Below are 12,080 nucleotides of genomic sequence, written 5' to 3'. Positions count from 1 at the left end.
CATATTTTTTGAGGTAGTTTTACAGAACTAAATTGATATTTTTATAAATTTAAAAGAAAGGAAACTATTAATGAAGAAGATAAAAAAATTAATAAAACTTATTGGAGTCATCACTATACTATTATTAATCGTAGCAATAATATTTCCTACATGGACCTCGCAAATAAAAGAGAAAAACAGTATAAGTACATTAGAGCAAGTAGAGATAAATGGAAGTGGTCATGAAATTATGATACGCGGCAAAGATAAGAGGAATCCAGTTATTATCTTTGTACATGGTGGACCAGGTACTTCAGAAATACCATATGCTCAAAAATATCAAGAATTACTGGAAAAGAAATTCACAGTTGTTAATTATGATCAAAGAGGAAGCGGGAAATCGTATCATTTCTTTGAGGACTATTCAAATCTTACATCAGATCTTCTTGTAGAGGATTTATTAGCTATGACAGAGTATATTTCAAAACGTATGGGAAAAGAAAAGGTAATATTAATTGGTCATTCTTACGGTACATATATTGGAATGCAAGCTGCTAATAAAGCACCTGAAAAATACGAAGCGTATGTTGGGATAGGGCAGATGAGTGATACAGTAGAAAGTGAAATGGATAGTTTAAACTATGTAATTGAACAGGCACAAAATGCTGGGAATACAGATGAAGTTTCCTATTTTAATGGATTGACTGAAAAAATTAAAAATGGTGATACTTACACTCCGCGAAATTATGTTGCGAAATATGGTGGAACATCAAGACGCATTGAAAATCCAGACGGTGATAACATCAGGATGTTACTCAGTAATGAATATAACTTTTTAGATGTAATTCGTTATAACGTTGGATTATCACATTCTCAAACTGTATTATTAGAAAAGGATTTAAAGAATCCATTGCCTAATAAGGTGAATAAAATGAAGCTACCGCTTTATTTCCTTATGGGGAAATATGACTATAACACTTCATTTCATGCAGCAAAAACATATTTTGATACGATTGAAGCAGAGCAAAAAGAATTTATTACTTTTGAGAAATCAGCCCATTATCCACAATTTGAAGAGAAAGAAAAATTTTATAAGTGGATGTGCGATACATTCGTAAAATAAATAAAGTGTATCCGAACTATAGAGAATAAAAAAAGTTAGTGAGATATATCATTATATGAAGCGAAGTTAAATAAAAAAGACTCTTGTAAAAAAACAAGAGTCTTTTTTATAATGTTCTCTATACAGAAGGAAAAGATTGGATAATGGTCGAAAAATATAATGTAACTTCCAAGAAATGACTAAAATAATCCTATTTTGTCGAGAGAAAGGATACGAAGTATGAAAGAAATGCTACAGTTATTTCGCAACAAAGTGTATGCACGTTTTTTTCTGGCAAATATTTTAGAGCGACTCGGTTCTATGATTGCTGGAATTTCTTTAATGTTTTATTTGTTAGATCAATACGGAAAACAACCAGTTTACGCAACGATGACACAAATTATGATTGCATTACCTGCATTAATCTTTTTTCTATTAGTAGGGACAGTAGTGGATCGTTTTGATAGACAACGTATTTGTACGGTAAGTAACATATGTTGTTCGCTCTGTAATATTGGAATCCTAATTTCACTTTATTACGGAATGATTATACTTGTCTTTATATTTTTATTTTTGGAGAATGCATGTATACAATTTTTCTCTCCATCAGAACAGTCGATGATACAGGGAGTAGTTGAATCAGACCAATATGGTGCAGCAGCGGGTATGAATCAAATGGTAAATAGTTTATATGCTTTGTTTGGTGTAGGAATTGCAACGATGGTGTACTGGACTTTTGGAATTTACGGCAGCATTTTAGTAAATACGCTCACTTTTATTATGAGTGGTATTTTGATTCAAACGATCTCCATTCCAGAAAAAGTTCGTTTACCAAATGGTAGAACAAAATGGAAAGAAGTTAATTTGAAGATGTTAATAACAGAGTTTCAAGAAGGGATCAAGTATATATACCAAAATGAAACTTTAAAAAAATTACTTTTAGGATTTATCGTATTTGGTTTATTAAATGGTATTTTAAGCGTATCCACTACTTACATATTAAAATACAAATTAGCACCAGCAACATATGAAAGTTTAGCAATGGTAGGCGGTGTAGTTGGAGGGATTTCATTACTAATTGGAAGTATAGTAGCAACAAGTATAGGTAAGAAATATGCACCCAAGCCTATTATTGTATTTGGTATGGCGGGCTCAGGAGTCTTCTTCTGTATGTGTTACTTTGTAAATCACGTATGGTCTTTTTATGTATGTATTGCTTTTGCGACTTTCTTTTTACCATTTATTAATGTTGCAATATCAGGCTGGATGTATCAAATTGTAGAAGAGTCATTCATGGGGCGCGTTCAAAGTTTACTTAGTCCATTAACGACAGGATTTCAGCTTTTATCTCTCGGCGCGATAGCAATGTTATTCCCGAAATGGATTCGTGCAGATACATTGTATATCATTTTATTTGGTTTATTATTATTTGTTACATGTTTATATCAAGCTATTCTACCTAGTGGGCAAAAGCGAGTACATGCTGTAGCTAAAGAGATGTGATATATTTAGCTTTTTTGTTTCTGAATATTCTATTGAATGGTAAGGGGAAATCGTTATGTTGATGCGAATGGTTAAGTGGTGTGGGATTACATGTTTACAATTATTAGCTGCAATCTTATGTATAATCTGTCTAGGTGCACTACCGCGTTTATTTAAGGGATTGCAAATTGATTTAATCGGTTTTTGGAACACGATTGTATTTCTTGGAGGAAAGTTACTTCAACCAGGAGAAATAACATATGGGTTTCGGGACTCAAGAAAATTATTTCCACAAATATGGATTCATTATTTAGAGACAATGTTTGTGTTTATTTCGGCATTTTTACTGTCATTACTTATTGCGTATCTTCTCGTTGTGTGGGTATTACAACGATCTCAATCAAAGCAACGAATGTGGAATGGGATTTTTGTCGCACTTGAAAGCATCCCAGATATTTTAATAATTTTATTATCTCAACTTCTAGTCGTAATAATTTTTCAAAAGACAGGCTTTATGCCAGTGAAACTTGCAGGGATTGGGGAGGAAAGGGCTCGCCTGTTGCCAATGATATGTCTAACTTTGCCTACAGCATTATTATTTATTAAGTTACTACTATTACGTTTCAGAGAAGAATTAGAGAAAGATTATAGTATATTTGCTAAAAGTAAAGGGCTTAGTTTACGACATATTTTAACACATCATATTTCAAGAAATGTTTTGTTAACAACAATCTATTATGCAAAAACAAATATTTTATTTATGTTATCAAACTTATATATTATTGAATGGATATTTAATACGTACGGAATGTTTGTTTTTGTAAAAGAAAATTCGAAATTAGAAATATTTACAGTGAGTTTAATTATATTATACGTACCGCTTTTTATACTATTTCGTTTATTACATACGTTCTTACAAAATGTTATAAAGGAGCGTGCGTGATATGTGGGAAGTTGTAAAAAGAGATGTAAGATTTTGGTTTGGTGTTATTTTTTTAAGTGTACTTATGATTGTTAGTATTGGGAATACGTTGTTTTTCGATGGGAATATTCGCGAACTAACGATGATGTATAACGAAAAAGAAGAGCTAGAGGCTGCACCATTTTCACCATCAAATGTATTTTGGTTCGGAAGTGATACGAAAGGGCGTGATCTTTTTCAGTTAATAATAGAAGGAGCGAAATGGACAGTTGGTGCGAGTGTAATTATAGCGATTCTACGAGTTATAGTTGGAGGAGGTATTGGCTTGCTTCTTGGTATGTATAGCAAACGGTCTTTTCCAGTTATATCATCTTTTTTTGATCCGTTCAGTATTGTACCTATGGTTATGGTTTCTTTCTTTGTATTAAAGGAGGTTTTAGTTTTTGAAAATGGGACAGTACCAGAACCGTTTCATTTAAGGGTAATATTTCAAATGGTTATCCTTACATGTTTAGCGGTACCAACAATTATGTTATATACAGCGCAGGAAGTCCGTCGGATAAAAGGGGAAGAATTTATGATGGCAGCAACTGTGCTTGGGGGAAGTAAATGGCATAGAATGAAAAATCACGTATGGCCACACGTATTACCATCATTTTTTTTACTTGTCGCCCAACAATTTGTGAGTACTTTGTTACTTCTCTTACATCTTGGCTTGTTAGAGTTATTTTTTGGTGGAACAATAATATCTGGTATAGAGGCAGATAGTGTAACAAAAGAATGGACAGGATTAATTGGTCAAAACTTCCGCCATTTAACTACACATACATGGATTGTACTGATACCTATCGCTTTCTATAGTATGACAATCTTGGCAGGGAATCTGATTAGTAATAGTATGCAAGATGCGATTAAACTAGGAAATGTAAGAATACCTAAAAACAAGGATAAAGAAATGAAGGAAGAGAAACAAGTACAACATACTGTGAATGATTTTTCTTTCTATAGAGAGATACAAAAATAAAGAGAGATAGCTGAAGACAAATTGTTTTCAGCTATCTTTTTTCGCTTAAAGTGGAGGTAAATCAATTTTACCTTCTTCAAATAATTCTTTTATCATATGCTTCGTATAACCAGCGGCTTGACCAAATGTGATTTTTGCTGGCATTGGTGCTTCGTTAGCATCTACAACTACATCAATAATACACGGTTTATTTTGTTTTACTGCATTTTCGAAAGCGGGAAGTAGTTCATCTAAATTCTCAACACGGTATCCAATACCTCCACACGCCTCTGCATATTTTGCAAAATCAGGGTTCGTTAAGTCTGTTTCGAATTCGATATTACCCATGACTTCTTGCTCGAATTTAATCATCGCAATTTTATTATTGTTTAATATGACGACAACGATTGGTAGTTTATATTTAACAGCTGTTACGAAGTCGTTCATTGTCATTCCAAAACCACCGTCACCACAAACTGCGAATACTTGTTTATCCGGAAAAGCAATTTTTCCAGCAAGAGCACCAGGTAAACCGCAACCAAGTGTTGCGAGCCAGCTAGAAATGATAAATTGCTGGTTTGTCATACGGAAGTGCCTTGCAGTCCATACTGTTACATTTCCGACATCGACTGATAGAATTGCGTCATCATGTGCTACTTGCTGCAGTGCATGCATAACGCGTTGTGGTTTAATTGGAGTAGAAGAATCTTCTTCTTGATTGTGTAATTTTTCTTCCCATTTCTTCATCATTTCTTGATGATGCTCTAAGAAGGAATGGTCTGTGTGTTTTTCTACATTTTCAATTAACCATTGTAATGTTTTATCAGCATCACCGGCTAAACCTATATCTGTGGCATAACGTTTTCCGATTTGGGCAGGATCTGTATCGATATGGATTGTTTTTGCTTTTTCAGGTAAGAAACCAGTGAACGGATAAGAAGTACCAACCATAATTAAAGTATCCGCATGTTTCATTGCTTCATAAGAAGGTTTCGTTCCGATTAACCCTAATCCACCAATACAAAGAGGGTGCTCATCAGGAATAATGCCTTTAGCTGGTAATGTAAGTACGATTGGAGCACCAATATGTGCTGCCAATGCAAGTAAAGATTCTCTCGCATGTTTTGTTCCTTTTCCAGCTAAAATCACAGGCTTTTTCGCTTCATTTATTGCGAGTTTCGCTGCATCTAAATCTTCCTTTTGTGGAAATAACTCAGGCAAAGTAAAAGAAGTATTTGTAACACGGGCACCATTTTTCACTTCGAATTTCGGGACATCATCTGGAATCGTAAGAACAGATACACCTTTTTTCGTATAAGCCATTCGAATTGCTTGATTCACGACAGCTGGTAGTTGTTCTGCTGACATAATGCGCTGGTTATATACAGCAACATCATCGAACAATCTTTCCAAGTTTACTTCTTGGAAAAAATCCGTCCCGAGTAGATCTGTTTCTACTTGACCTGAAATTGCTAGGACAGGAGCCTTATCGAGTTTCGCATCATATAAACCATTTAATAAATGAATAGCACCCGGTCCTGCAATTGCCATACAAACGCCGAGTTTTCCTGTTAATTTCGCATAGGCAGCCGCTGCTAATGCACCAGCTTCTTCATGGCGAACTTGAATGAATTTAATTTTATCTTGTTTTTTTCTTAAAGCTTCAATGATAGAATTGATAGAATCTCCAGGCATTCCGTATATGTGTTCTACTCCCCAGTCAATTAATAAATCCACTAATGCTTCACCGGCTGTTTTCCCAAACATAATTGTTCCTCCTTATAAGGAGGTAGATAACATTATGTTTTGGAGAAAGAGGAAAAATATACAAATGATAAAATATATTAGTTTTAATGATGACCAGTAAATAGTGTAAATACTGTTATTAATAAAAATCCACTAGTAGCCCACGTTAGAAATGTAAGGAAAGAGAGCTGTTTCTTAGCCTTCCAAAGCATTTCATGAATTGTAACATAGCCAAGTGAACCGATAGCACTTCCCATAATGAGCCCTTGTAGATGAAGAGCTTTTCCTTCCATTAAAATTCCGAAAATCGTACCAGTACCGAGAATAAGAGAAAGTAATAAAGTTGTTAATAAAAAGGAAATATATTTATGCTTTGTAAAGAGAAATGGAATAATTAAAGCTAATCCTTCTGGAATATGGTGAACGACGATTGCTATTAAAAAGGGGATGGCAGCGTCATTATGATTTATAAAAGCTGTACCTAGTGCAAATCCACTCGGCAAATTATGAATAAATATAGCGAAAGAGAGAAAAAGGAAGGTTTGCCATGCTTGTTGATCTTTTTTATGTATCATTGGATGATGACAATAGTTATCTAATAAGCTCATAACTAAAATACCGATAGCTATACCAAGTATAGGCCCAATTATTTCATAGCTTGAAAATGTTTCAGGAATAATTTCAAGGGATAAAAGCCCAAGCAAAATTCCGCCACATAATGCATATAAACGATGCATTTTTTCTTCAATTAGTTGGCGTGTTGCTACTCCAACAGCACCGCCTAATAGTAATCCACCGAATGAAAAAAACGTAACAATCATTGGAATCCATAATCGCTCCATAGTATCACACCTCGATTCTTCCACTTATTTTTAGCTTACGAAAAGAAAAGTTAGAATAGTCCAAGTAATTGTGTTTGATTATAGAGAAAAAACTAATAATTCGTTATAATTTATATATTAAATTTAAGTGGAGATATGAAATGGTGAATCTATAAAACGCAACTTTAATCAGATAACATTAAACTACACAAAAAGAGTATTGAATTAACTTTCAATACTCTTTTTAATATTAAGTTCCAACCAATTTCTAATTATTTTTACTGCGTACCATCTGAAGCTATATCATTTTTGGGTTTTTCATATAGATAGGCTTTTAATTAGAGACTTTCTTTGCTAACCCAGTTATATAGTCGAAAAACTCATTGTGGTTTACATCATATACTACATTTACAGGTCGCCCACCATCAAATTTCACTGTCCGCCCCTGGCTTGGTCCATACGTATGAACGATACTATTAATTGTTTGAGTTTTTGCGAGGTTAGTGTTTCCGACAAGCGCAGTTGTAAGTACATCCCACAAGTAGTAAGTAGAGTTCGTTGAAAAGTGAACGAGAGGGGGAACCATTGCATAGCATTGGCCAAGGAAATCTACACCAAGATACTTTCTCTCTTTTGCCCACTGTTCGCGAATGTCTATAGTTAACGGAACTTGATTTGTACTTTCTAGTGTCACTAAGTCGATTTCAATTTTTGCCTCCCATACACGAGCTACTGCTTCAGGGTCCCAAAACGAATTCCACTCAGCTGTTCCATCATGCTCTGGTTCATGTACATTGCCTGCGGTAAGAAATGTACCACCCATCCAAACGAGACGTTCAATTTTATCTTCGATTATGGGAGCTTCATATAATGCACGAGCAAGATCAGTTAGGGGCCCAGTAAATAATAAAGTTGTTTTTCCTTCAGTTTGTAGAAGCGTTTCTATTAAATGATGATGTGCAGGCTTTGCTGCTACAGGTGTTACAACTTTTCCAGACTCATTTAAAATTGGTAAAGCATCTACATAAAATGCATGCATCCGCCAGTCTTTTGGAAATGGATTTTTCGCACGGGAATTTGATGCGGCTACTTCAATATATTCTTTGCTGAAGCGATCCATAATTTTGCGACTTGCAGACATTGCTGGTTCCAAATAGCAATCTGCAGGGATAACTGAAACACCTGTAAGTTTGACATTATCCATCTGAAGTAATAAAAATAGTGAAATTAAATCATCTACACCACCATCATGATTGAAGTACACTTTTTTAATCATTGTAATCTCCATCCTATTTGATTTAGTTAGAAATTAAACATGAATTGAGGAAAAGTCATCAATAATTTCCACCACTTCAATTTCGCCATTAATGAGTAACTCAGGGAGTTCGTTATTCACATTTCCTTTCCAATATTCTCTAGCTTGTTCAATTTTTTGAGAAAAAGGAATACCACCTTCTTTTGGTAAAAGGTTCCCGTCACCTTCAAAAGAACTTCCGATTACTCGTAGTTTAACAATCTGCAAAACTTCTCGATTGTAAGAATCAAATAATGCTTTCCATTTTAAAGTATCTTCATAGCTCTTTGCAGCATATAAGCAAGATAATCTTGAAGGGTATTCAGGGAATTCTTGTAGTCTTATCATTTCGACAATCGTTTCTCTAACCGCTCTAATTGTTTGATCCATGTAATTCATAACTACTTTAGCATTTTCATTCTTTATATGTAATTCTTCATTTGTATAATGTTCTTTTAAAATTTGTATAGAATCTTCACCACTAGAATTCAAATGTTCTCTTTCAAAAAAGAAGTGGAATAAGGTATTCGTTTGATTTTTATCGAAATGAATGATTTGTCCGATATTCATTTTTTTATTTGTCACGATGTGATATGCGTAAAATTCTTGTTCATTCATGGTTCTCCTCCTAATAGTAATGTTTAAATTTAGTAATTCAACATTGAAATATATAAAACCTTTACAAGTAAAAATGAGGATTTGAGTTGAAAGTATAGAAAATATATGAAAACGTTTTAAATTTGTTCACAAAATGTTCACTTACGAAGGGGTTTCCAATATCGATATAATGACAAAGACTCAAAGAGAAAGGATGATGAATTTTGCCAACAACAAGAAAGGAAACCCTCCAATTTGGCATGATGATGTGCCTTGGGATGGTTATCGTAATGACGTTTTATAACTTATTACTGAACGAGGCAGGAGGGCCAATTCATATTAAGGAGATTGCATTAGAACTATTAATTGGATTCATTATTGCACTATTAATTGAAATATGTATTGTTGGACCTTGTGCGAAAAAAATTGTATTCATGTTACCGTTTGATAAATCGAAGAAAATAAATATTATAGTTGCGATGGCGACAACTATGGTAATCGGAATGGTGTTCTTTATGTCATTTTTCGGTATGGCTATGATGTATATACATAATGGACTACATGGTGATTCATTCGTTTCAATGTATTTCTCAATTTTTATTAAAAACTTTATGATGGCGTATCCATTGCAATTAATTATTATGGGGCCGCTTGTGCGTTTTTTATTTGGAAAGTTTGTTTTGCAGAATAAAGCTGTAAAAGTAGTGTAAAATGGTTCTTTTATTTGATTATAAAAATTAAATAATATTAATTTACCCTGTGGTATGTACAAAGAGGGTTGCAAATGCAACCTTCTTTGTACGTTTCTATATGCTTTACCGTGCCAAGGAATATGATATATGTAAGAATATGTGCATCGATAGGATTATTGTTTGGATTGAACCAAATCAAAAAAGGATTGTACGTTTTGAGGGCTTGAAAAATTGTCAAATACAATAAAATCGTCTCCATGGTTCATGGTTATTTTTTTGATAAAGGGGATCGCAGACATCTCTAATACAACTCCATCCGTATGACTGAAATCTTCTATTTCAGTGTATTCGAATTCCCATTTCAGTCCTTTTCCAAACATTGCATCAGAGCAGAACAATAATTTTTTATTTGTAGCAGCTAAAATACCAGATCTGCTCATATAACCAAAATTTATTACGCAGTAGAGTGTAGAAAGAATATCTTCCTCACTGTTTAAGTATTCTTTTATTGTACTTAGATTCGCCTTCATAAGCAGGTCTCCTTATTGTTGAAAGTAAAGTGTAGAGTTGTTGAATCTATTTTATCACATATTTATCTTTTTGAATTTATAAACATGTAATTTTCTATAGAATAGGAACGTCTAGTAATGACTTTTAGGTGAGGGATGAAAAGGAGAAGGGAATTCTTTTTAGTTTCTAGAACGATTAAAATCAAGGAGAATATGACTAGAAATTAAAATATTACTAAATATACGTAACTAATGAATCCAATGTCTTTTTCAGTTATTATGTTGTAAATTATTTTATGATAAAATCTTTTACATAATTTAATAAAGGGGTAGTATTCTATGGGTTATTTCTCAAATGGTTTATTAGTTCTGTTTGTGCTTATTGTATGTAGTTGTATAATATTTGGTTGATAATATAATGAGAGTCTTATATAAAAGAAGTTACCTCAAGTGAGATAACTTCTTTTTATTTTATGTTGAGAAGGAATTCTATCTTTCTTATTGAAGTTTGTTCTAGTTATTTTCACGTCAATCGCAATTTTTATAAGGGGAATTTTCTGGAACATTAACAAACTATAGAATAGGGAGTATTTACATGGAAAATAATATACACTACACAAGTGAACATCCTACAAATTTTAATGAATTATTAGCTTTATACGAATCTTTAGGATGGAATTCTCTTAAATTAACGGTTAATGAATTAGAACAAATGTGTAAACAAAGTTGGTATGTAATATATGCATTTAAAGAGCAACAATTAATTGGTATGGGGCGTGTTATATCAGATGGTGTAATAACGGGCGTTATTTGCGGTGTATGTGTAATGCCGGAGTATCAGTACATTGGCATTGGAAAAGAAATAGTGAAACGATTAATCCATCATTGTGAACAAAACAAGGTTATCCCACAACTTATGTGTGTGGAAAAATTGCAATCTTATTATGAATCTATAGGGTTTGAGGCATTCTCTGTTGGAATGACAAAACATATTATGAGATAGCGGCGCTTTATATTTTCAGTTTACTCGTACATATTTTCAAACTTCAGTATAAAGGAGAGTTGCTGTATGGAGATTGCTAAAGGGGTAGAAATGTTACAACTTGAGTTTCAAGAATTTATAATTCACCCAATTCTTTTATGGGATGATGAAATGGCAGTTTTAATAGATACTGGTTTCCCTGGACAATTTGAAGATATACAAGTAGAGATGGAGAGAGTTGGGGTATCTTTTGATCAGCTAAAAGTTGTGATTTTGACACACCAGGATATAGATCATATAGGTAGCCTTCCTGATTTATTGGAGAATGGTGTAAGTGATACTAAAGTTTATGCGCACGAGTTAGATAAGCGATATATTGAGGGAGATTTACCTTTATTGAAAGATGTACATGTAGAGAATCCACCAAAAGGAAAAGTGAGTGACACTGTGATTGACGGGCAAGAACTTCCGTATTGCGGTGGAATACTAATTCTTCATACTCTAGGCCATATTGGTTTATATTTGAAAAAAAGTAAAATTCTTGTCGCTGGAGACTCGATGTATAGTGTAAATGGAGTGTTAGGAGGAGTTCATGCCCCAACAACTTTAAATATTATGGAAGCACAGCAGTCTTTGATGAAGTATTTAAATCTAGATATTGAATCTGTAGTTTGTTGCCATGGGGGATTAAGTAAGGGGAATATAAAGATTCAATTTCAAAATTTGTAAAAGTTGAAGAGAAATTTTTTGTTAATTAGTGCTAAAGTATAATCTAATTACTAGTATATAAATAAATTATAAAAGAGCATGTTTGAAAAAAATTCTGAAGTGACCCCTAAAAGTTAGACACGGTTATTTCATTAGGCAGCTTGATAAAAGTGAGTCCGGTATTGTACCGGGCTCATTTTTAATTTTGCCTTAATCCGTTTCGTATTATAATAATCTATATAT

At 33.4% G+C, this 12,080-nt stretch carries 13 protein-coding genes; 7 read left to right on the top strand and 6 right to left on the bottom strand.

Annotation, left to right across the window (positions count from 1 at the left end; all coding sequences use genetic code 11):
* The first annotated feature begins 70 nt into the window (after nucleotides 1-70).
* The 4 genes from CO726_RS27325 to CO726_RS27310 all read left to right on the top strand — a co-directional run bounded on the left by CO726_RS27325 (nucleotide 71) and on the right by CO726_RS27310 (nucleotide 4,509).
* Nucleotides 71-1,102 carry an alpha/beta hydrolase gene (locus CO726_RS27325; RefSeq protein WP_099686343.1) on the top strand — a complete coding sequence of 344 codons (1,032 nt, stop codon included), beginning with the start codon at nucleotides 71-73 and terminating at the stop codon, nucleotides 1,100-1,102.
* A gap of 210 nt (nucleotides 1,103-1,312) precedes the next feature.
* A complete protein-coding gene (locus CO726_RS27320) occupies nucleotides 1,313-2,584 on the top strand; it encodes an MFS transporter (protein WP_281259858.1) in 1,272 nt (423 codons plus the stop codon).
* 61 nt (nucleotides 2,585-2,645) lie between these two features.
* Nucleotides 2,646-3,506: an ABC transporter permease subunit gene (locus CO726_RS27315; RefSeq protein ID WP_099686360.1), complete on the top strand. Its 861-nt coding sequence runs from the start codon at nucleotides 2,646-2,648 to the stop codon at nucleotides 3,504-3,506.
* A gap of 1 nt (nucleotide 3,507) precedes the next feature.
* Entirely contained in the window at nucleotides 3,508-4,509 is a 1,002-nt protein-coding gene (locus CO726_RS27310; RefSeq protein ID WP_099686341.1) for an ABC transporter permease subunit, read from the top strand.
* Nucleotides 4,510-4,554: 45 nt separating this feature from the next.
* Here CO726_RS27310 and CO726_RS27305 read toward each other — a convergent pair whose 3' ends face one another.
* The 4 genes from CO726_RS27305 to CO726_RS27290 all read right to left on the bottom strand — a co-directional run bounded on the left by CO726_RS27305 (nucleotide 4,555) and on the right by CO726_RS27290 (nucleotide 8,967).
* A complete protein-coding gene (locus CO726_RS27305; protein WP_099686340.1) occupies nucleotides 4,555-6,255 on the bottom strand; it encodes a pyruvate oxidase in 1,701 nt (566 codons plus the stop codon).
* An 83-nt stretch (nucleotides 6,256-6,338) separates the two neighbouring features.
* Nucleotides 6,339-7,076: a ZIP family metal transporter gene (locus CO726_RS27300; RefSeq protein WP_099686339.1), complete on the bottom strand. Its 738-nt coding sequence runs from the start codon at nucleotides 7,074-7,076 to the stop codon at nucleotides 6,339-6,341.
* 313 nt (nucleotides 7,077-7,389) lie between these two features.
* Complete coding sequence (locus tag CO726_RS27295) at nucleotides 7,390-8,331, bottom strand: nucleoside hydrolase (RefSeq protein ID WP_136699877.1); 942 nt, start codon at nucleotides 8,329-8,331, stop codon at nucleotides 7,390-7,392.
* Between the two features lie 33 nt (nucleotides 8,332-8,364).
* The gene (locus tag CO726_RS27290) at nucleotides 8,365-8,967 is read right to left on the bottom strand and encodes a DUF2441 domain-containing protein (RefSeq protein ID WP_099686338.1); all 603 of its coding nucleotides are present in this window, start codon (nucleotides 8,965-8,967) and stop codon (nucleotides 8,365-8,367) included.
* A 203-nt stretch (nucleotides 8,968-9,170) separates the two neighbouring features.
* Between CO726_RS27290 and CO726_RS27285 the strand changes: the two genes are divergently transcribed.
* Complete coding sequence (locus CO726_RS27285; protein ID WP_099686337.1) at nucleotides 9,171-9,656, top strand: DUF2798 domain-containing protein; 486 nt, start codon at nucleotides 9,171-9,173, stop codon at nucleotides 9,654-9,656.
* A 155-nt stretch (nucleotides 9,657-9,811) separates the two neighbouring features.
* On the opposite strand, the gene CO726_RS27280 is transcribed toward CO726_RS27285, so the two are convergent.
* Nucleotides 9,812-10,168, bottom strand: coding sequence for a PH domain-containing protein (locus CO726_RS27280; protein WP_098761048.1), 357 nt, complete (start codon nucleotides 10,166-10,168; stop codon nucleotides 9,812-9,814).
* A 574-nt stretch (nucleotides 10,169-10,742) separates the two neighbouring features.
* Between CO726_RS27280 and CO726_RS27275 the strand changes: the two genes are divergently transcribed.
* Both CO726_RS27275 and CO726_RS27270 read left to right on the top strand, forming a co-directional pair.
* Nucleotides 10,743-11,150, top strand: coding sequence for a GNAT family N-acetyltransferase (locus tag CO726_RS27275; protein WP_099686336.1), 408 nt, complete (start codon nucleotides 10,743-10,745; stop codon nucleotides 11,148-11,150).
* A 66-nt stretch (nucleotides 11,151-11,216) separates the two neighbouring features.
* Nucleotides 11,217-11,858 carry an MBL fold metallo-hydrolase gene (locus CO726_RS27270; protein WP_099686335.1) on the top strand — a complete coding sequence of 214 codons (642 nt, stop codon included), beginning with the start codon at nucleotides 11,217-11,219 and terminating at the stop codon, nucleotides 11,856-11,858.
* 131 nt (nucleotides 11,859-11,989) lie between these two features.
* Here CO726_RS27270 and CO726_RS27265 read toward each other — a convergent pair.
* Nucleotides 11,990-12,080: IS3 family transposase (locus CO726_RS27265; protein ID WP_130953558.1), on the bottom strand; the 91-nt coding region annotated here is incomplete at its 5' end.

Origin of the sequence: Bacillus fungorum, from assembly GCF_002746455.1 — a bacterium.
GTDB lineage: Bacteria > Bacillota > Bacilli > Bacillales > Bacillaceae_G > Bacillus_A > Bacillus_A fungorum.
The sequence above is the reverse complement of the archived record's forward strand: the minus strand, read 5'-3'. Positions and strand labels throughout refer to the sequence as shown.